A 20,898-nucleotide genomic window follows, 5' to 3' on the forward strand; every position below is an offset into this window, starting at 1 on the left:
TGACCTCGGGGTGTCGCGCGCCCCTACCCCGTTTTGCATAGACGTTGGCCTATCCGGATGAGTTCGATCGCCGAATAATCATCCAGATAGGCCAACGTCTATGTTGGGAGCGATCACGCGCGTGCGGCGCATTGCCATCGTGATGTGTCGGTGGGCTGGCGGGCGGGGGTGGGGACCGTCGCGAATGGATCGAGGGATTTCGTTACGTCGGGGGCCTTCACGCCGGGCGTGCATTTGCATATCGTAGGTGCGACTGCATGGAGGTGACGGTGCGAGATTCAGCGGTTCCGCCATCGGACATGGTCAGCAGCGTGGCGCGAGCGCTGCGCGTGCTGGAGGTCGTGGGCGAGTCGCCCGCCGGGCTGTCGCCCAAACAGATCGCCCGCCGGTGTGACATCACCATCGCGGCGGCATACCGGATGCTGCGCACGCTGGCCCACCAGGGTTACGTGATGCGCCGCGCCGACGGGGCGTACACGCTGGGCCTCGCGGTCGCCGACCGCTTCCGTGAGCTGGTCAGCGCGATGCGCGGCCCGGCCGAGGTCGGCTCGGTGCTGCGCCGGGCCAGCGCCGAGATCGGCTACAGCCACTACCTGGGCAGCTTCGTCGACGGCCGGATCGCGATCACCGCGGTGGCCGAGGGCTTCCGCTCGCCGCACGTCGAGGACCTGGTCCCCGGGTTCGACGAGGGCGCGCACGCCACCGCGCTGGGCAAGAACCTGCTGGCCACCCTCGACCAGGTGCAGCGCGAGCGTTACCTCAAGGAGCACGGCATGCGGGCCTTCACCCAGGCCACGCTGCGCTCGCACACCGCACTGGACGCCGACATCGCGGCGGGTATGCGGCGCGGCATGCAGGTCGAGATCGGGCAGTTCCGGCAGGGCGTGGCCTGCGCGTCGGTCTCCGTGCAGACGTCGGGCGACCTGTCGCAGCGGTTCGTGGTCGCCTGCGCGCTGCCCGCGGTCGACCTCGTGAAGCAGGCCCCGGTGGTCCGGGAACGGCTGCACGCCACGGCCCGCGCGCTCCAGGCGGCCCTCAACGCCCCGCTGGTCGCCACTCCGGGCGCGGCGGCGGCCTGAAGACCCCCCGCACGGTCCGGGGCGCGCTCAGCCGGCCAGGAAGAGGCAGAACGGGTGCCCGGCAGGGTCGAGGTAGACCCGGACGTCCTCCTGCGGCTGGAAGTCCGCCAGCGTGGCTCCAGCGGCCACCGCGTGCGCCCCGGACGCCGCCAGGTCGTCGACGGCGATGTCGAGGTGGACCATCATCTGCGGGTCACCGGGTGCGGCGGGCCACACCGGGCGGGCGTACGCCACCTCGGTCTGGAAGCTCAGGCCGGGCCCGCCGCCGGGCCCGCGCAGCTTGACCCAGTCGGGTTCGTCCTGCTCGCGGGACCAGCCGAGCAGCCGCTCGTAGAAGGCGGCCAGGGCCTGCGCGTCGGGTGAGTCCAGCACGATGCCGGACAACTCCAGCCGGGGCGGGTTCGCGGTCATACCGGCCAGCGTAGACAGTGACGGCGCCCACGGCCCGAAGGCCGCGGACGCCGTCACCGGTGGGTCAGCTGCCGACGGGGCGGCCGTCGAGCCGCCACACGCCGACGATGCCCGGCTTGGCGTAGTCGCCGTCCGGCCAGGTGCTGGCGGGGGAGTCCATCGACGCTCCGCTGATCTCGCCCGGGTGCTGCGGGGCGACGAACACCGTCTTGTTGTCCACGCTGATGAACGGGCCGCAGGCCTCGGCCCCGCGGGGCACGGTGAGGAACTGCTTGAGGTGACCGGCCTCGGGGCCGCTCAGCGCGGTCGCGAACAGGCCGTCGTTGCTCAGCAGCGCGTTGCCGTCCGTGGAGATCCACAGGTTGCCCGCGCCGTCGAACGCCAGGTTGTCGGGGCAGGAGATCGGCGAGACCTTGGTCTTGTCGTATCCCATGAAGTAGGTCGACGGGTCCGCCGGGTCGCCGCAGACGATCGGCACCGCCCAGGTGAACGTCGTCCCCGTGTGCTTGCCGCCGTCCTCGGTGATCTCGAAGATGTGCCCGTGCTTGTTGGCGTTGCGCGGGTTCGCCTCGTCGGCGGGCGCGTTGCGGCCGCCGGTGGTGCCGCGGGCCGTGTTGTTGGTCAGCGCGGCGTAGATCTTGCCGGTGACCGGGTTCGGCTCGACGTCCTCGGGACGGTCCATCTTGGTCGGTTTGACCAGGTCGGCAGCGAGGCGGGTGTGCACCAGGATCTGCTCGACGGTCCAGCCCGGCACCATCGGCTTGTTGTCCTTGACCAGCGGGATCCAGACGCCGGTGCCGTTGAACGCGCCGTCGCTGGGCAGCTTGCCGGTGCCGTCGATCTCGGCGGCGCTGGTGTAGCCGAGCTGCGCCACGTACAGGTCGCCGGACTCCAGCAGGGACATGTTCTGCTTGCGGGCCCAGTACGAGCTGCCCCGGGTGAACTTCCTGTGCGAGACGAACTTGTACATGTAGTCGTGCCGCTCGTCGTCGCCCATGTACGCCACGACGTGCCCGCTGTCGGCCACGATGACGTTCGCGCCCTCGTGCTTGAACCGGCCCAGCGCGGTGTGCTTGCGCGGGGTCGAGCCCGGGTCGAACGGGTCCACCTCGACGATCCAGCCGTGCCGGTGGATCTCGTTCGGGGTCGCGGTCAGGTCGAACCGGGCGTCGACCCGGTCCCACTTGCGCGAACCGCTGGGGTAGCGGGCCGTGGTCGAGACGCCGTAGCGGTTCAGCGACGCCTTGTTCTCCTCCGGCGCGCCCTCGCCGCCGACGAAGTACTGGTTCCAGTTCTCCTCGCCGGACAGCACCGTGCCCCACGGCGTGACGCCGCCCGCGCAGTTGTTGAACGTGCCGATGACCTTCTTGCCGGTCGGGTCGGCGGCCGTCTTCAGCATCGCCGAACCCGCGGCCGGGCCGGTCATCGCGAAGACCGTGGACAGTCCGGTGATCCGCCGGTTGTACGGCCGCCGACCCTTGCCGACCACGACCCACTGCCCGGTGCGCCCGACCCGCTCCAGCTCGACCACCGACATGCCGTGCGCGGCGATGGTGGCCTGGATCTGGTCGGCGGTGAGCGCGTCGAGCCCCGCGAAACCGGGGAACATCAGCTCCTCGTTGGTGTACTCGTGGTTGCAGACCAGCAGGGCGCGGTCGTTGCCCCGGCCCAGCGGCAGCACCGCGACGAAGTCGTTGTTGTAGCCGAACTGCTTGGACTGGGTGGCCGCGGTCTGCGTGGCCGGGTTGAAGTCCGCCGCGCCCGGCACGACCTCGTCACCCCAGCGGATGATCACATTGTGGTCGTACCCGTTGGGCACCACCAGGTTGTCCAGGGTGTTCGGGGGGATCGGCGAGAACGTCAGCGCGGTCGGCCTGCCCGTACGGGTCAGCGCGTCCACGGAGAACTCCTCGGCCGCGCCTGCCTCGCCGGTCTCGGCGAACGCCGGGGCGGCCGCGACGGTGGCACCGGCCGCCGCACCGGCGAAGCCGAGCGCGATGGCACCGGCCGAACCGGCCTTGAGCATGCCGCGCCGGGACACCTCGCCCTGCACGACATCGTTGAAGTGCTCGTTCGACGACGTGTTCGGGACCGGGTGGTCACAGGCGTTGCCGCAGCGGTACAGGCAGGTCATGGACGACCGGCTGCCTCCGCTGTGGCCGTCCCCGCCGAGCAGGGGGAGCCGGCGGCGGGATTCGTTCATGGGAGTTGCCTCCATACGTCGGGTCGACAGGTAAGTGCCGTCGACCGGAACGTAGGGAGGCGAGGTGAGCCGCGCTCATCCCACCGATGAACCCCGTATGAACACCACCAGGCCGCAGTCCGCCCGCGCCAGGATCGTTCGATTTTCCTGGCACGTGTGCGTATCTTGAGCACGCTTTCGCCCGGTTGCCAGGCGGAACCCTCCTCCACCCATACCCCGGACAAATCCTCACCCGCGTCTCGCCCCGCAAGCCTTGACGAGCCCCGCAAGTCTTTGACGAGTCCCGCAAGTCTTAAAGAGTCGCGCCTACCGGGAGGGTGTTTGGGCGCGAGTCTTTAAGACTTGCGACAGGGAGGGGGTGTCGGGCAGGGGAGGGGGTCAGGCGGGGCGGGTGGCGGGGGCTAGGGGGGTGGCGTCGCCGGTGGTTAGGGCCAGGCGGTGGCGGCGGGCGTTGTGGAGGGCGTCCCAGGTGAAGACGGCGAGCGCCAGCCAGACGAGGCCGAAGCCGAAGAGGCGGGCGGCGGGCATGGGCTCGTGGAAGGCGAAGACGCCGAGGGCCAGTTGCAGGGTGGGGGCTACGTACTGGAGCATGCCGAGGCCGGTCAGGGGGATGCGGTTGGCGGCTCCGGCGAACATCAGCAGCGGGATCGCGGTGATCACGCCTGCGGCGGCCAGCAGCAGGGTGTGGCCGGTGCTGACCTGGCCGAAACTCAGGTCGCCGGAGAAGGCGAGCCAGCCGAGCACGGCCAGCGCGGGCAGGGTCAGCACCGCCGACTCGACGAACAGGCCGTCGGCGGGCGGCAGGGCCAGGCGCTTCTTGGTGAGGCCGTACAGGGCGAAGGTGACCGCGAGGGTGATGGCGATCCACGGCGGGTGGCCGTAGTCGACGGCGAGAACCAGCACGGCGAACGTGCCGACGCCGACGGCGGCCCACTGTGCGGGGCGCAGCCGCTCGCCGAGGACGAGCACACCGAGCACGATGACGACGAGCGGGTTGATGAAGTAGCCGAGCGAGGTCTCCACGACCCGGTCGACGTTCACGCCGTAGATGTAGGTGCCCCAGTTGACGCCGATGAAGACGGCGGCCATGGCGATGCCGGCGACCGTGGCGGGCTTGCGCAGCAGTGCCGCGATCTGCCGCCAGCGGCGCACCGCGGTCAGCACGAGCACCATGAACAGCGCGGACCAGGCGATCCGGTGCGCCAGGACCTCGATCGGCCCGGCAGGTTTGAGCAGCTTGAAGTACGCCGGGAAGAAGCCCCACAGGGCGTAGGCGCCGAACCCGTACAGGTAGCCGAGGCGAAGCTGACTCACCCCCTGATGGTAAGGGCCAGCCCCGCCCCGGCTCCTGACATGTGAGCCAGGTCGCTCAGAGTCTGGGAAAGATCAGTCTTCGATGAACCAGTTCAGCGCCCAGCTGGTGAGACCGACGACGAGCGCGCCCAGGATCGCGGCGGGCCAGAAGTTGTCGACGTGGAACGGCACGTCCAGCAGGCCGGCGATGAAGCTGGTCAGCATGAACAGCGCGCCGTTCACGACCAGCGCGATCAGGCCGAGGGTGAAGACGTACAACCCGCAGCCGACCATCTTGACGATGGGGCGGATGAACGCGTTGCAGAGTCCGAAGATCACGGCGATGGCGACGAACGTGCCGATCGTGCCGAGGACGGTGTCGGCCGTCACGCGGATGCCCGGCACGAGCATGGTCGCCACCCATACGGCGGCGGCGCTGGCGGCCAGACGGAGGAGGATGCCCATGGTGCGGCATCGTGCCACGATTCGCCCCGGTGCGCACCCCCCACTCGCGCCGGTCAGCGTCCGTTCTGCTGGGTCGCGTTGATCAGCTGCTGCTCGTAGCCGGTCGTGCTCAGCGCCGCCCAGCGCACCGAACGCCGGTGCACCACGCCGATCATGCCGGGCTGGGCGCGGGACAGCCACGCCTCCTGGTCGCGGCTCAGGCCGAGCACGGACACCGCGACGCCGGCCTCGGCGGGCTGCAACGGCTGCAGCAGCGCCAGGTCGGCGCGGCCGAGCACGTCGACGTCCACGGGCGACAGATCGTCGCGGACGACCAGGGTGCTGTGCCAGGGCGTGCCCGGTGTGCGGTCGGCGGCCACGGGACCCGCGTCGACGATGCTGAGCAGCGGGCGCAGCGGCGTGCCGGGCGGCACGTTGACCGGGCCGGGCGCCATCACGGCCAGCGGAGCGCCGGAGCCCAGCCCGCGGCTGAACGGCTCCCACGCCCACGGGCGGGTCGTCTGGACCAGCACGTACGCCCCGAGGGCCATGGCGCGCACGGCCAGGATCTGGGCGACTGCCACGCCGCCGATCATGACGAGACGGGTGGCCTCCGGGCGGAACAGCCGGAACGAGACCGGCTCGCTGTGCCGGTTGACCCCGATCATGAGCCCGCTGCCGCCGTACGGGGTGGCCAGCGCGGCGACCGCGGCCGGTCGCCGGTTGACGCCGCCGCGCCCGCCCGCGCCCAGTTCGGCGGGGCCTGGCCCGGCCAGCGGCAGGGTGGCGGTCAGGCCGTCGAACTGCTGCCCGTCCAGGCGGCGGGCGTGCGCGTGCTCGTTGGCCAGCAACTGACGCAGCGCGGTGCCGGCGTTGCCGAGCGAGGTGTGGTCGGGGGCGGTCAGCCGCACGGTCAGCTCGGCCTGCAGGGTCGCGCCGCCGTCGGCCCAGGGGCCGGCGGTCAGTGACACCGAGACTGTGGTGGCGGGCAGCCGGAGCAGCCGGGGCAGCAGCGCGTGGGCCGGGTCGGGGTGCGGCGTCGGCCAGCGCTCCACGGCGTACGAGCTGGCGTAGAGCCCGCCGATGTGCAGCGCTGACCAGCCCTCCTGGGCCGGGCTGGTGCCGTCGTGCCCAGCCGCCTCGGCCAGCGCGCGCAGTGCCGCGACGTCGCCGAGCAGCCGGTGCGGGACCTCGCCGAGCTTCGCGCGGACCTTGCGCACCGCGCCGGTCAGCGCACGCTGCAGGTCGGCCTCCTGCCAGCCCTCGGCCCGCTGCACCCGCACCGCGAGAACGGCGCGCTCGTTGGCCAGCAGCCGCCCGCCGGACAGCTGGCGGTAGGACGACGCCGCGGGCGACGAGCCGTTGGCCGCGTTGGCGTGCAGCAGCAGTTGCAACCGCACCGGCGGGGTGTCGGCGCCGGGCGCGGGCAGCAGCGTGGCCGGTGACGGCAGCGGGTGCCAGCCGCGGGCCGGCATCACCGCCTGGTCGCCCAGTTCCAGCAGCACGCACATGCCCTCGGCGTCGGTGAGCGTGGCGCAGGACACGCCCTCGATGTCCAGCGTGGACAGCCGGCTGCCCGGCGCGGCGGCGGCCAGCAGCTCGGCGGCGTCGCCGGACGGCTCGATCCGGCGGCGGCGGCCCCGGTAGCGCAGGTAGACCGCGGTCCACTCGGACAGCCAGCGGCCCCGCCAGCGGCCCCAGGCCAGCACGACGAGGGCGGCGGCGAGCGGCACGGCGGGCAGCAGGTAGCCGACCCCTGCCGCCATGGCGCCCACCAGCAGCACCAGCGCCAGCTGCACGGCGACGATCTGGCCGCTGCCCAGGCCGAGGAAGCGCCTGGCCGGACGCGGATACGCCGCCGGTGGAGCCTGTTCGCCGCCGGTGCGCGCCGTCGGCCCGGTAACCGTGTCGACCGTCATCGCGATAGCCTCCCCTAGGCTCCAGCTTGTGGCGGCCCCGCGGCCCGCCCGGCGGCGGATCGCCGAGGACAACCCAACAGCTGAACCGCCGCACTTCGCCCGGCTCATGGTAGAGCCGCAGGCTGACCCGTGGGGAGGGCCCATGCCGTCGAGACAGGACCAACTGCACTCGTACCAGTTCACGGTGCAGCGCGTGGTCTCGGCGCTGGTGATGCGCGACACCGATCCGGCGCAGGCGCCGTTTCGCCGCGCCGCTGGCGCCACGCTGGCCAGCATCCTGCTCGCGGTGGTCATCGCCGCCGGATTCGGGGTGTACGGCGTGTTCACCAACCGTGGTGACAACGCCTGGAAGGCCGAGGGCACGGTCATCATCGAGCAGGACTCGGGCGCGCATTTCGTGTACCGCAACGGAAAACTGCACCCGGCGCTGAACCTCACCTCGGCGATGCTGGCCGCGGGCGTCGGCCAGCCGAAGGTGGCCACGGTGTCCCGCAAGTCGCTTCTGGACGTGCCACGCGGGCTCACCGTCGGCGTGGTGGACCTGCCGGACTCGCTGCCCGATCCGCGCTCGCTACTGGGGCTGCCCTGGATGATCTGCTCGGCGAGCGCCGCGGGCAAGCCCGCCGCGGCGCTGGTGGTCGGCGACACCGCGCTCGCGGGCCGGGGCCGCGTGATGGGCGGCGAGGAGGCGCTGTTCGTACGCGCCGGGGAGCAGATCTACCTGCTCTGGCACGGCCGCCTCTACAACGCCGACCCCGACGAGTACGCGGACCTGGCCGGTGGCGCGCAACCGGTGACCGTGCCCGCCGCGTTCGTCAACGGGATGCCGCAGGGGCAGCCGCTGGACGAGCCGCGGGTGAGCAGGCCGGGCGACCTCTCCAGCGTCAAGGCGCTCAAGAACGGCCAGGTCATCAAGATCAAAGGCTTGGACGGCAAGTCCCACCAGTACGCGGTGGTCCGCGCGGACGGCCTGGCGATGATCACGCCGGTGCAGGCCGCGCTGCTGCTCGGCCGGTTCCGCCAGCGGTACGCCATCGGGCGTGAGATCGAGATCGACCAGACCGAGCTGACCGAGTACGACAGCGCGCCCGCCAGCCTCGTCCCGGACGCGAACGACCCGCGGCAGCCTCCGGCGAACATGCCGACCATCGCGTCGTACGGCCAGGGCGCGCTGTGCGCGGTGACCCGCGACGACGCCGGGACCACCGAGGTGCGCGCCGAGGTGCCGCTCGACCTGAACGGCCGGATCGCCACCGTGGCCCGCAGCGCCGAGGGCGGTTCGTACGCCGACTACGTGCTGGTGCCCTCGGGCCGGGGCGCGATCGTCGCCGCGGGCACCACGCTGAGCCTGGTCACCGACCAGGGCGTGCGTTACGACGCGGCCCGCCCGGACGTGCTGCCGATGCTCGGCTACAAGGACCCGGTGCCACTGCGGCTGCCCTCGTCGCTGGTCGACCTGCTGCCCCCGGGCCCCGGCCTCGACCCGCAGGCGGCGTCCGCGCAGCTGGCCCTCGGCTGATCGCGCGAAGGCACGGAGTTATCCACAGGCAGCGGCTCCGGGCTGGCACTCCTCGACGCGGGACGCTACCGTCACCGAGACAGGCGCACCACCACCAATGCTCCGCAAAGGACGGTGGATGCGTTACTGCACAAAGGGAATGGGGTGACGTACGACAATGGCGGAAACCGCCTCCGAAGCCGCGATCATGGCCTCGACCGCAGGCAAGTTCGACTCGGCCAACGACGATCTGCAGACCATGCTCAGCCGCTTGCTGAGCGAGCTGGAGATGCTGCAGACCAGTTGGGTGGGTCGCGCGGGCAGCTCCTTCGAGCAGGTCAAGATCGCATGGTCGCAGGACCAGAAGGCACTTCACCAGGCGCTCGCTGAGACGTCGAAAGCGATCCGTACGGCCGGCCGGGAGTACAGCCGCGCCGACGAGGAGCAGGCAGGCCGGGTGGCCTCCAAGAACACCGGCGGCGTCTCGCTGAACCTGTGAGCGCGGCAGACCACGGACCGAAAGGGGGAGGACCGATATGAGCAACGGCGACAGGCTCGTCGTCAACTTCGCTTCGCTGCACGAGGCGAGCGGGCACATTCAGTCGGCGCTGGGCAAGCTGGAGACCACGCTGAGCCAGCTCGAGAGCGACGCCGGGCCGATGGTGTCCACGTGGAGCGGCGCCGCGCAGACGGCGTACCACGAGCGTCAGGCCAAGTGGCGTAAGGCCGCGGACGAACTGTCCGTGATGCTGAAGGACATCAAGGGCGCGGTCGACGAGGCCGCCGTCCAGTTCAAGGACGCCGAGGACCGCAACACCCGGCTGTTCCACTGACCCAACGTCGCCGTGGCCCGGGGCAGGGCGACAACCGCTGCCCCGGGCTGCGCGCGTAGCGCGGTCAGGCTGAGGTGCCCGCCGGCCGGAAGCGGTCCAGCACCTCGCCGGTGATCGCGGTGACCCGGGCGGCGTCCTCGGCCGACAGCCGGTTCTGCGCCGCCGCCAGCGCCTGCTTGGAGTCCATCGGCCGGAACGCGGTCTTGGACGTGCCCGAGCGCACGAACCCGCGCTGCGAGTCCTGCTCCCCGGCCGTGGTCGCCGCGACGACCTGTGCGCGGGCCTGCTCGTCGAAGTCGAGGCCGAAGTGGGCGTACAGCGCCCCGAACTCCTCCACCGGCCGCATCGCGAAGTCCTCGTAACGGCGTACCAGCACGCCCGGCTCGTGCCGGTGCACCCGGTCCACCACGTCGTAGACGACCCGCCACAGCAGTGCCGTGGTGTGGATCTCGTCCTTGGTGGCGGCGGCCTCGCGCAGCTCGTCGACGTGATCGGCCAGCAGGTCGCGGGTCAGCAGCGGCTGGCCCAGCAGTTCGTCGAGGCTGATGTGCCAGCCGAGCTTGCGGTAACTGCCGACCAGCGACACCGGGTCGCGGACCAGCACCACCGAGCGCACCCCGAAGTTGCGCGCCAGCCACGGCACCGCCATCAGCGCGTACGGGTCGTCGAGCATCGCCCGCCGCCCGCGCAGCCGGCCGGACGTGAACGCCGTCGCGTACTTCACCATCCGGGCGATGTCGTAGGGCGCGTGGTTGCGCCGCAGCTCCCGGCCGACGCCGTAGCGCAGGGCCAGGGTGCGGCGGAACGCGCGCAGCCAGACGTCCTCGTTGTCGGCGCAGATGTACTGGAAGCGGTGCGTGACGTCGGCGTCGAGCACTCCCGGCGAGCGGCCCGGAGGGTGGCGCACGTTGAGCGGCTCGTTGACGTACACGACCTGCCGCCCGGCCTCCACCATCTTGCCCACCCAGCTCGTCCCGCTCCGGGGCAGCCCGGTGACCAGCAGTCCCGGCTGGGTCGCGCTCATCGGCTCTCCTTCTCCACAGGGCAGGGCGCCCGTCACAGATGGACATGATGGCCGCCGCGGCTTTGCGGCGGATCCTCCGTCGAGTCGGCTGTCGCCGACACTCGGCTCCGACGTGGGCAAACGGTGCCCGCTGTCAGGGTTCCGTCAGTCGGTGCCGCCGTGCTGCCCGGCGGCGCGCCAGCGGCGGCGGATGCCGCTGGGCAGTGCCATGGCCAGCCCGAGCACCAGCCCGGCCAGGACGATCCCGATGCCGGCCAGCCACAGTGCCCGCGAGCGCTGCTCGGTGGCCCGCACGGCGGCGGCCTCGGCAGCCGGGTCGGCCGCGCGCGGCACCAGCGCGGCCGGGGTGACCCGGGCCGCGCCGTCCATCACGTCGGTCACGGCCCGCACCGGGTTGAGGATGCCCACGCCGTAGTCGCCGCTGAGGCGGCCACCCGGCGCAGGGTCGGCCGTGGCCAGCAGCCGCCGCCGGACCTGCGACTCGGTGAGCTTCGGGTACGCCTGGCGGATCAGCGCCGCCGTGGCGGCCACCATCGGGGCGGCGAAACTGGTGCCGCTCTCCGTGGTGTGCCCGCGGCCGGGCCGTGCCACGATCACCTGGTCACCGGGGGCGACGAGGTCCACGTACGGCCCCGTCTGCGAGGCGGCCAGCCGCTGCCCGGACTCGTCGATCGCGCCGACCCCGAGCACGTCGTCCCAGGAGGCGGGATACGGCGTGGGGTTGCCCTCGTTCTTCTGGTTGCCCGCCGCGGCGATCACGACCACGTCCTGGGCGATCGCCTCCCGGACCGCTTCGCGCAGCTCGGCGAGCTTGGCCGTGGTGCTGTTGCCGTAGCTCAGCGACAGGTTGATCACGCGGGCCTTCTTGCTCACCGCGAAGCGGACGGCGGCGGCCATGCCCGGCACGTCGGCCTGGCGGCCGCGACCGGTCTTCTCCTTGCCGCCGAGCTGCTCGCTGACCCGCAGCGGCAGGATCTGCGCGCCGGGGGCGATGCCCCGGAACTCGACGCCGACGGCAGGTCTGGCGGCGATGACACTGGCGACGCCGGTGCCGTGGCCCAGGCAGTCCTGCCGGCCGTCGGTGCCGCCACCGGGCAGCAGGTCCTGGCCCGCGATGACCCGACCGCGCAGCTGGGGGTGGTTCCCGTCGACACCCGAGTCGAGCACCGCCACGATGACACCGGACCCGTCGATGCCCCTGGGCAGCGCGGACAGGTCCCAGCGCTGCTGCGGCCACGGCTTGGCGGTGATCACCTGACCCGGCGCGGGCACGCCGTCGGGGCACGGCCCGGCGAACGCGGGCGCTGTCGCGATCCCGACCACGCCGCAACCGACCACCACGCTGAACACCACCGTGCGGGCCGCGAAGGCGACCATCGGCCGGCTGCGGTGCATGTCGCCTCCCCAGGCCTTGTCCGGGTCGGCCACGCGGCGCGCGCGAAGCGCTCGCGAGGGCGGAAAATCCGCGTGGCTGATCCCCGGCGCAGATGCTACTGGAAGGAGCGGACCTAGACTGCTGGTTGCGACACGCCTACGGGGCGCAAGGTAAGTTGTGTCTCAGTACTCTCGCGGCAGCCAGGAGGTGAGCGCGTGATGGGTTGGGAGCCGGCCACCGATACCGAGATCGCGCTGCGTGACGCCCTGCGCGCCGGGGATCAGGAACTCTACTTCCGCATCCTCGGCCGTTCGGAACTGCTGCTGCCGGTCGCCGGTGACGGCGCTGCGGGACGCGGTCCGGCGGGCTGGGGCACCTGGACCGCGGAGAACCGCACCCACGTGCTCGCCTTCACCTCGTCCGCGGCGCTGCGCGCCTGCCTGGCCGAGCATGCCGGTCCCGCGCGGCGCGTGCCGTTCCAGGAACTGGCGTCCTCGTGGCCCAACCACGAGTGGTGGCTGGCGGTCGACCCGGGCCTGCCGATCGAGGGATACCTGCCGGCCTGGTTCGTGACCCAGCTGGTCCGTGGCGACGTGCGCATTCCCGGCGCACCGGCGGTCGCCCGCGGGCGGCTCGAACGGCTGGAGGCGCTCGAACGCGCCAAGGCCGCCCGGACCGCGCCGCCGCCGATGGCACCGGCCCGCGCGCCACAGCAGCCCGCGTACGGCCCGCACCCCGACGAGGACCTGATCCTCGACGCTGAGGTGATCGACGTCGAGGAGGTGCGCCCGGTCGCCGCGCCTCAGGTGCACAGGCCGATGGCGATCGAGTCCCCGGCCGCCCAGCCGCAGTCAGGCGTGCCCGTCGCGCAGCCCGGTGGCCGGTTCTTCCCGGCAGACCCGGCCTTCTCCGCCGAACAGGTCGCGCCGCCCGCACCGGCGCACACGTTCCCGCCGCCGCCCGCACCGCCCGCGCTGGTGCCCGCGGCCGCCGCACCGCCTCCCGCGGTGCCGCCCACCGCCCCGCCGCCGGCCGAGCCCGCACCCGCTGAGCGTCCGGCCCCGGGCTCGCTGTTCCAGCCGGTGTCCGCCCGCCCGGCCACCGCGCCGCCGCCCGCCGTGCGGCCGGGTGAAGGGTCACTGTTCGAGCCCGCGTCGTCGCGCCAGGCCGCAGCCGAGCCCACGACCACGGGCCGGTCGGCCGAAGGCTCGCTGTTCGAGCCGGTGTCGGCACGGCCACCGGCCACGATGCCGCCCGCCACCGAGCCGCCGACGGCCACGGTGCCGCTCGCGGCCGAGCCGCCGCCCGCCGTGGTGCCGCCTGCCGTACAACCGGGCGCAGGGCCGCCGCCCGGGCCCGTGGCTCCGGTCACGGCAGCCCCCGCCGTGGTGCCGCCGGTCCGGGAAACCGGGCCCCGGCACGAACGGCCGAAGGCGCCCGAGGACGACTTCACGCCGTCGAACTCCGTCGAGGAGCAGCTGCTCGAAGCCGCCGACGCGGGCAACACCGACGCCTTCCTGTCGACGCTGCTGCTGGCGACCGTGCTGCTGCCCGTGTCCGGCGGCCCGAGCGCGCCCCGGCCCGGCGAGGCGGGGTTCTCCTGGCAGCCGCGCGACATCGGCGGCGAGCAGCACATCGTCTGCTACACGTCGGTGCAGACCATGCCGGAGCCGGTCGACGCGGTGCCGGTGCGCTTCGTCAAGCTCATCGCGGCCTGGCCCGACCCGTCATGGTCGTTCGCGGTCAACCCGGGCACCGCGGTCGGCGCTAGTCTGCCCGGTGACCAGCTGCTGGAACTGGCCCGCTGGGCGGCCGAGATGGGCCTCGGCGGCGAGGAGAGCGAGCCGGTGGTGACCGCGCCGACGGCCGGATCCGCCCCGCCGCCCGCCCGCCGCGACCCGGAGATCACCGAGATGCAGAAGGTGATCGCGCCCAGCCAGATCGGCTACTACCTGGACCGGGGCTACGACCGGGTGTCCGGATTCGTGCACCGCGCCCGCGAGGTCGGTCACCTGCGCGGCCCCCAGGCCCTGCGCAGCGCGCTCGGCCTGACCTGGACGGGCTCCCCGTTCGCCGCCGACGACAAGGAGATCTACGTGCTGCGCTGGCCGGCCTACCGGCCCAGCCTGTACCGGATTCCGTACGGCGGGCAGCACGAGGCGGCGATGAAGGCCATGGAGGGCTGGGTCATCGAACGCGGCCCGTTCCGCGGCAACGGCTTCGCCCCCGGGGAGAGCACGGAGATCATCGCCGAGTTCAAGGTGGACAGCGCCCGGCTGCCGCACGGCGCGCGCCTGCTGCGCGTGGACGCCGAGGGCAAAGAGGAGATGGTCGCGGTGCTCGACGCCGACGGGCCGCGCTGGCTGCGCACCGACGGGGGCGAGGAGTGATGCGCGACGGCTACATCGCCCGCTTCCTGGGCCGGGAGTACGAGGCCAGCCCCGACGGCGACACCGTGCGCCTGTACCGCCCCGATGCCGCGGAGGGGTTCGAGGAGGTCCGGCCCGGCCGGTTCGTGCGCGTGGTTCCCGCGGCCGACGTCGACGATCTGGCGTACGTGCGCAGCGTCTGCAACTGGCGCGGCGAGCCCTTCATCGTGCTCGCCGAACACGAGGCCTGGCTGCGCGTCGAGTACACCGGCGGCAAGGCCCCCGTCGCCGCCGAACTCGGCCTGGAGGAGTTCGACTACGGCGTCTACCAGGGCTGGGCACCCAAGCAGGACGTCACCGACCTGCGCGAATCCCGCCTCTGACCGGCCCGGCCCGGGTCACTTGGTCCAGCGGATGATCTCGCCGGCCACCAGGTCGGGGCGTTCCAGATGGGGGAAGTGCCCGGTGTCCTCCAGCAGCCGCCACTCGTAGTCGGCCAGCACGTAGCGCCCGGAGCCCTGGGCGGTGGCGGGCAGCGTGATCGGGTCGAGGGCGCCCTGCAACTGCAGCGTCGGCGAGATGATCGGCTGCCGGATCGCGCGCAGGAAGCGGTATCCGTGCAGGCGCAGCGTGGACCGGAACGCCCAGCGGTACGCCTCCATCGCGCAGAACGCGGCCTGCGGGATGCGCATGGCCTCGCGGTAGCGGTGCTCGTACTCGGCATAGTCGGCGGTCTGCCGGAACGCCGGTGACGACCACGCCCGCATCAGCCCGCCCGCCAGCGCGGCGTCGTCACGGGTCAGCACGTGCTCGTACCGGGGGAGCTGGAAACGCAGCAGGTCGCGCCCGGCCCGGCGCTGCGCCGCGTTGGCGACCAGCGCCGAGCGCAGCCGCAGCGGATGGGCCGCCCCGAGCACCACCAGCCGGTTCACCAGCCGCGGGTGCAGCGCCGCCGCGGACCAGCCGATCAGGCCGCCCGCACCGGCCCCGACGACCGTGGCGTTGCGCTCGCCGAGCGCGCGGATCAGGCCGACCACGTCGGCGGCGAGCGTGAAGCCGTCGTACCCCCGCGGTGGCTTGTCGGTCGCGCCGTAGCCGCGCAGGTCCACCGCGACCGCCCGCAGGCCAGCGTCCGCGAGCAGGGGAAGCTGCCGGTGCCAGGCCCACCAGAACTCGGGGAAGCCGTGCAGGAGCACCACCAGCGGTCCGGTGCCCTGCTCCACGACGTGGAAGCGGCTGCCGTTGGCGTTGACGAACCGGTGCGTCCACGGACCCTCGTCCAGGACGCACGACTCGTCCACGGAGCTGGCGGCGTGCTCATTCATGAGTGCAGGCTAGCGTGTGCGCACCCGGACCTGTCTGCGCAGCAGGCCCGCGGCCAGCAGCGATGCGATCAAGGAGCCGAGCAGCACCGCGCCCTTGACCCGGGCCTGCTGCTCGCCGTAGTCGAAGGCCAGCTCCGCGATGAGCAGGCTGACCGTGAAGCCGCAGCCGGTGACCACGGCGACGGCGAACAGGTCGCGCCAGTCCAGCGCCTCGGGCAGCTCGGCCAGCTTCGCGCGCACCGCCACCGCCGCGCCGAGCAGCACCCCGACCGTCTTGCCGACGACCAGGCCGATCAGCACGCCGAGCGAGGCCCGGTCGGTGAAGATCGCACCGAGCGCACCCGCGCTGATCGCGATGCCCGCGGAGAAGAACGCGAACAGCGGGACGCAGATCCCGGCGGAGATCGGCTGGATGCGGTGCTCCAGCGCCTCCGCGGGTGACTCGTGCTCGCCGGGATCGTGTTTGACCCGGGTGAGCAGCCCGATGGCGACGCCCGCGATGGTGGCGTGCACCCCCGAGGCGTGCACCAGCGCCCAGGCGGCCAGGCCCAGCAGCAGGTAGAGCCACCAGCCGCGGAAGCGGAACTGCTGGAGCAGGGCGTACACCACCAGCACCGCGGCCGCGCCGAGCAGCGGCAGGAAGGCCACGTGCGCGGTGAAGACCAGCGCGATCAGCAGGATGGCCCCGAGATCGTCGACGATGGCCAGCGACAGCAGGAAGACACGCAGGCTCGGGGGCAGGTCGCGGGCGCAGATGGCGAGCACCGCCAGGGCGAAGGCGATGTCGGTGGCGACCGGCACCGCCCACGCGTCGGAGCCCCCCGGTGCGCCGAACGCGATGAGGAAGCACAGCAGGGCGGGCACGACCATGCCGCCGATCGCACCGGCGATGGGCAGCGCGGCCTGGCGCGGACTGCGCAGCTCGCCGATGACGAGTTCGCGTTTCAGTTCCAGGCCCGCGACCACGAAGAACACGGTGAGCAGCCCGTCCTGGGCCCACTGCGCCACGGACAGGTCGAGGTGCAGCGACTGCGGCCCGAAGGTGTACGCGCTGAGCCGCTGGTAGGCGTCGGACAGCGGTGAGTTGGCGATGATCAGGGCCAGCGCCGTGGCACCGAGCAGCACGAGGCCGCCGATCTGCTCCGTACGCAGAAAGCGCACCACGTCGGCGGCGGCGCTGCGGGCAGCCTGGGCGCGGCGGCGCTTCATCCGCTTCACGCGCGGGCTGGCCTTCGGCCGGGTCCGGCTGTCTCCCATGATCCGGATACTACGGTCACCGCCGGGGCGTAACAGGAGGTTCGCCGCGAAGCGGGGCCGTCCACCGGAGGTTCCCGGTGGCGCGCGCAGCGGCCGGTGCGGCAGAGTGGCCGGGCATGAACACCCCCTTGACCGTGGTCGACGTGACCGGCACCCCCGCCGCGATGGGCCTGGCGTACGGCACCGCCGCCGCCGATCTGATCAACCTGAACGTGGCGGCCTACCTGGGCCGGTTCGCGAACGCCGCCGGGCTGGACCGGGCCGCGGTGGTCGAGCAGGGCGCGGCGTTCCGGGAGACGACATCGGCCCACCTGCCCCGGCTCGCGGCGATGCTCGACGGCGTCGCCGAGGGCGCGTCGCTGGCACCCGAGCTGATCTACGCGATCAACGCCCGGTCCGAGCTGCTGTACGGCATGCCGTCCTGCGGCTCGCCGGGCGACCCCGGCCCGGCGGGCGGCGACCGCGGCGAGTGCACCAGCCTGGGCGTGCTCGGCCCGCGCAGCGAGGGCGGGCGCACCCTGCTCGCGCAGAACTGGGACTGGCATCCCGACCACCGGGACTACAACGTCCTGCTGATCACCCGGGACGAGCGGGGGCACGAGGTGCTGGCGCTGACCGAGGCGGGCATGCTCGCCAAGGCCGGGCTCAACTCCGCGGGCGTCGGGGTCTGCGTCAACCTGCTCGGCTGCGACCGTGACGGCCGGCCCGGCGGGGTGCCATATCACGTGCTGCTGCGGTCGGTGCTGGAGGCGGACTCGCTGTCGTGGGCGATCCGCAACGCGATGCGGGTGCCGCGTTCGGCATCGATCAACCTGCTCGTCGGCCAGGCGTACGCGGGCGGCGGTGAATTGATCGACCTGGAACTGGTGCCGGGCGACGCGGGCTGGCTGCATCCGGTGGACGGAGTGCTGGTGCACGCGAACCACTTCGAGACAGCGCTGCCGGTGTACGACACGATCAAGGACTGGGGTGGTTCCTCGCTGTTCCGGTCGGCGCGGGCGCGACGGCTGCTGGACGGGGTGCGCACGCCGTTGACGCCCGCCGACCTGCGGACGGTTCTGCAGGATCACCACAGCCATCCGGTGTCCATCTGTCGCCATGCCGACGAGCGCGACGCGGTCGAGGATCGCTCGGAGACGATTTGGACCGTTTTCATGGATTTAGATGAACGGTTTGTCCGTCTCGTGCCTGGGCCGCCTTGTGTGGGCGGAGAAGGAACGACTTATACCCTCTGATGTGGACCCCCGCAATCTCCTGCGGCGCAGGGTGATGACAGAGACAGATAGTTATGCAAGGCTGCTTTCATAATTGACGACCCGGGCCGCTGGCTCACCCCTGCCGCGTGCTGCCCGGGATCGTTTCCGTCAAAGGGAGGGAGGACCCTTTGCGAATCCGCAGAATCGGCAGCGCAGTCGGGATCACCGCTGCACTGGTCGCTGCCAGTCTCTCGGGTGCCCCCGCAAGCGGGGCGCCCCAGCAGGTGGCGAACCCGCTGGAGCCGACGGCGGGCGTCAGCCGGCCGGACAACCTGCCCAACCCCCTCGACGACTCGCGGTCCGGGCTGCGCAAGCAGGCCATCGCCGACGTCGTCTCGGGCAAGGCCAAGGCCGTCGAGCGCAACGGTTCGACGGTCGTGCAGGTCGGCAAGAACCGGTGGGCGGAGCTGAAGCGGAAGGCCGACAAGGTCGACCCGATCTTCGTCGTGCTCTCCGAGTTCGGCGACCAGGTCGACCCGCTCACCGGTGGCGGCAGCGGCCCCGTGCACAACGGGATCGCGGCACCGGACCGCAGCGTGGACAACTCCACGTACTGGGAGGCCGACTTCAACAAGGCCCACTTCGACCGGATGTACAACGGGAAGAGTGAGTCGGTCGCCGACTTCTACTACGACCAGTCCGGTGGCAAGTACTCGACCAAGGCCGAGGTCACCGACTGGGTCAAGCTGTCGTACAACGAGGCGCGGTACGGGCACAACTTCCCGGACAACGCCACGGACCCCGACGGCAACCCGCTGGACGACCGGTACACGTACTGGCAGTTCGTGCGGGACAGCGCCAACGCGTGGTACGCCTCGCAGGTGGCGGCGGGCAAGTCGGCCGCCGAGATCGCGACGTACCTCAAGAAGTTCGACGTCTACGACCGCTACGACGCGGACGGCGACGGCAACTTCAACGAGCCCGACGGCTACATCGACCACTTCCAGGCGGTGCACGCCGGTGAGGGCGAAGAGGCCGGCGGCGGCGCGCAGGGTGCGGACGCCATCTGGTCGCACCGCTGGTACGCGTACTCGACCGACCGGGAGAAGACCGGCCCCGCCGGAGCCCTCCTCGGCGGCACGCAGATCGGCAACTCGGGCATCTGGATCGGCGACTACACGATCCAGCCCGAGAACGGCGGCCTGGGCGTGTTCGTCCACGAGTTCGGCCACGACCTCGGTCTGCCGGACCTGTACGACACCGCGGGCGGCGACAACGGCACGGGCTTCTGGACGGTCATGTCCGGCGGTTCGTGGCTGAACCACGACCCGAACAGCATCGGCACCTCGCCGGGCTACATGGGTCCGTGGGAGAAGCTGTTCCTCGGCTGGCTCGACTACGCGACGGTCAAGGACGGCAAGACCAAGCTGGTCTCGCTGGGCTCCGCGGCGACGCCGCAGGGCCTGCCGCAGGCCGTTCTGGTCGAACTGCCCGAGCAGGTCATCACCACCGAGTACAACACGCCGTACTCCGGCTCGTACGAGTGGTGGAGCGGCTCCGGTGACGACCTCCAGAACACGCTGACCCGGACCGTCGACCTGACCGGCGCCACGTCGGCCTCGCTGTCGGCCCAGGCGTGGTACGACATCGAGGCGGGTTACGACTACCTGTACCTCGAGGTCAACGACGGCAGCGGCTGGAACGGGGTCGGCGACGTCCTCCAGGACAAGAGCCCCGGCTGGGTGCCGGTGTCGTGGGACCTGAGCGCGTACGCGGGCAAGTCCGTGAGCGTGCGGTTCCGTTACGCCACCGACGGTGGTTTCGCGCCCAAGGGCGCCTTCTTCGACGACATCAAGATCGTGAAGGACGGCACCACCGTCCTCAGCGACGACGTCGAGGGCGGCACCAACGGCTGGGCCGCGGTCGGCTTCACCCGCATGATCGGCTCGACCACGGGCGTCTACCCGCACTTCTACCTGGCGGAGTACCGGTCCTACACCGGTTACGACAAGAACCTCAAGACCGGTCCCTACCAGTTCGGCTTCGCGAACGTGCTGCCGGACAAGGTCGAGCGGTTCCCGTACCAGGATGGTCTGCTGGTGTGGTACATCAACTACGCCTACGCGGACAACAACACCATCGAACACCCCGGTCACGGCGAGGTTCTGCCGGTCGACGCCCGTCCGCAGGTCGCCCTGTGGCCGGACGGCGGCAAGCTCGGCAACCGCCGCCAGCCGTGGGACGCCACGTTCGGTCTGCAGAAGACCGACGCCGTGACGTTCCACCGCAACAGCGTTCCGGTGACGGTGGCGCCGCAGGCCGCGATCCCGACGTTCGACGACACGAACCCGGACGCGTACTGGAACGCCGCCAACCCGCTGAACTCGGTCAAGGTGGCCGGCAACGGCGTCAAGATCTCGGTCTGGCTGGAGATCCCCGGCACCCTGCCGGTGGTTCTGCTCCAGGTCAAGAACTGACCCGCACCGCCTAGCAGCACAGAAGGGCCTGCCCGCGAGGGCAGGCCCTTCTTCGTGTCCGGCCACTCCGGCCGCCAGGTGCCCGGTGGCCTGTCGGTGGCCGCGGCGCCGGGGGTCGCCCACGATCGCGCCGCAGGGGGTCTCATCGGGTCGGTGTCGGACCTGGCGGTGCTGGGGCACCAGGTCCCCACCCGC

17 protein-coding genes are annotated in these 20,898 nt (G+C 71.9%); 8 read left to right on the plus strand and 9 right to left on the minus strand.

Annotated elements, in window-relative coordinates; all coding sequences use genetic code 11:
* Positions 1-269: 269 nt before the first annotated feature.
* Positions 270-1,079 (plus strand): IclR family transcriptional regulator, encoded by an 810-nt coding sequence (locus HAV40_RS14135; protein WP_409364948.1) that lies wholly within the window; start codon positions 270-272, stop codon positions 1,077-1,079.
* Between the two features lie 27 nt (positions 1,080-1,106).
* Here the strand turns inward: HAV40_RS14135 and HAV40_RS14140 are convergent, their stop codons facing one another.
* The 5 genes from HAV40_RS14140 to eccE form a co-directional block, all read right to left on the minus strand.
* Positions 1,107-1,490, minus strand: a complete 384-nt coding sequence (locus tag HAV40_RS14140; protein ID WP_166381416.1) for a VOC family protein — start codon at positions 1,488-1,490, stop codon at positions 1,107-1,109.
* A gap of 64 nt (positions 1,491-1,554) precedes the next feature.
* Complete coding sequence (locus tag HAV40_RS14145; protein ID WP_166381417.1) at positions 1,555-3,693, minus strand: PhoX family protein; 2,139 nt, start codon at positions 3,691-3,693, stop codon at positions 1,555-1,557.
* 378 nt (positions 3,694-4,071) lie between these two features.
* Positions 4,072-5,007 carry an EamA family transporter RarD gene (gene rarD / locus HAV40_RS14150; RefSeq protein ID WP_166381418.1) on the minus strand — a complete coding sequence of 312 codons (936 nt, stop codon included), beginning with the start codon at positions 5,005-5,007 and terminating at the stop codon, positions 4,072-4,074.
* 72 nt (positions 5,008-5,079) lie between these two features.
* Positions 5,080-5,451, minus strand: a complete 372-nt coding sequence (locus HAV40_RS14155; RefSeq protein WP_155369002.1) for a phage holin family protein — start codon at positions 5,449-5,451, stop codon at positions 5,080-5,082.
* Between the two features lie 53 nt (positions 5,452-5,504).
* Positions 5,505-7,349, minus strand: a complete 1,845-nt coding sequence (gene eccE / locus HAV40_RS14160) for a type VII secretion protein EccE (RefSeq protein ID WP_166381419.1) — start codon at positions 7,347-7,349, stop codon at positions 5,505-5,507.
* A gap of 142 nt (positions 7,350-7,491) precedes the next feature.
* On the opposite strand from eccE, the gene eccB reads away from it, so the two are divergent.
* The 3 genes from eccB (at position 7,492) to HAV40_RS14175 (ending at position 9,680) form a co-directional block, all read left to right on the plus strand.
* Positions 7,492-8,868, plus strand: a complete 1,377-nt coding sequence (eccB, locus tag HAV40_RS14165; RefSeq protein ID WP_166381420.1) for a type VII secretion protein EccB — start codon at positions 7,492-7,494, stop codon at positions 8,866-8,868.
* A gap of 157 nt (positions 8,869-9,025) precedes the next feature.
* Positions 9,026-9,346: a WXG100 family type VII secretion target gene (locus HAV40_RS14170; protein WP_166381421.1), complete on the plus strand. Its 321-nt coding sequence runs from the start codon at positions 9,026-9,028 to the stop codon at positions 9,344-9,346.
* Positions 9,347-9,383: 37 nt separating this feature from the next.
* Positions 9,384-9,680: a WXG100 family type VII secretion target gene (locus HAV40_RS14175; RefSeq protein ID WP_166381422.1), complete on the plus strand. Its 297-nt coding sequence runs from the start codon at positions 9,384-9,386 to the stop codon at positions 9,678-9,680.
* 64 nt (positions 9,681-9,744) lie between these two features.
* Here HAV40_RS14175 and HAV40_RS14180 read toward each other — a convergent pair whose 3' ends face one another.
* Positions 9,745-10,704, minus strand: coding sequence for a sulfotransferase (locus HAV40_RS14180; RefSeq protein ID WP_166381423.1), 960 nt, complete (start codon positions 10,702-10,704; stop codon positions 9,745-9,747).
* Between the two features lie 144 nt (positions 10,705-10,848).
* Positions 10,849-12,099: a type VII secretion-associated serine protease mycosin gene (gene mycP / locus HAV40_RS14185; RefSeq protein ID WP_166381424.1), complete on the minus strand. Its 1,251-nt coding sequence runs from the start codon at positions 12,097-12,099 to the stop codon at positions 10,849-10,851.
* A 198-nt stretch (positions 12,100-12,297) separates the two neighbouring features.
* On the opposite strand from mycP, the gene HAV40_RS14190 reads away from it, so the two are divergent.
* Positions 12,298-14,469 (plus strand): SseB family protein, encoded by a 2,172-nt coding sequence (locus tag HAV40_RS14190; protein ID WP_409364947.1) that lies wholly within the window; start codon positions 12,298-12,300, stop codon positions 14,467-14,469.
* Entirely contained in the window at positions 14,466-14,831 is a 366-nt protein-coding gene (locus tag HAV40_RS14195) for a hypothetical protein (RefSeq protein ID WP_166381426.1), read from the plus strand. The genes HAV40_RS14190 and HAV40_RS14195 overlap by 4 nt, the downstream gene beginning before the upstream one ends.
* Before the next feature lie 15 nt (positions 14,832-14,846).
* Here the strand turns inward: HAV40_RS14195 and HAV40_RS14200 are convergent, their stop codons facing one another.
* Positions 14,847-15,773: an alpha/beta fold hydrolase gene (locus tag HAV40_RS14200; protein ID WP_166381427.1), complete on the minus strand. Its 927-nt coding sequence runs from the start codon at positions 15,771-15,773 to the stop codon at positions 14,847-14,849.
* 9 nt (positions 15,774-15,782) lie between these two features.
* Positions 15,783-17,030, minus strand: coding sequence for a Na+/H+ antiporter NhaA (gene nhaA / locus HAV40_RS14205; protein ID WP_239086044.1), 1,248 nt, complete (start codon positions 17,028-17,030; stop codon positions 15,783-15,785).
* Positions 17,031-17,146: 116 nt separating this feature from the next.
* On the opposite strand from nhaA, the gene HAV40_RS14210 reads away from it, so the two are divergent.
* Both HAV40_RS14210 and HAV40_RS14215 read left to right on the plus strand, forming a co-directional pair.
* Complete coding sequence (locus tag HAV40_RS14210) at positions 17,147-18,265, plus strand: C45 family autoproteolytic acyltransferase/hydrolase (RefSeq protein WP_166381428.1); 1,119 nt, start codon at positions 17,147-17,149, stop codon at positions 18,263-18,265.
* Between the two features lie 245 nt (positions 18,266-18,510).
* Positions 18,511-20,703: an immune inhibitor A domain-containing protein gene (locus tag HAV40_RS14215; protein WP_239086042.1), complete on the plus strand. Its 2,193-nt coding sequence runs from the start codon at positions 18,511-18,513 to the stop codon at positions 20,701-20,703.
* Positions 20,704-20,898: the final 195 nt, after the last annotated feature.

Origin of the sequence: Catellatospora methionotrophica (assembly GCF_011297335.1) — a bacterium.
In the GTDB taxonomy this organism is placed as follows: Bacteria; Actinomycetota; Actinomycetes; order Mycobacteriales; family Micromonosporaceae; genus Catellatospora; species Catellatospora methionotrophica.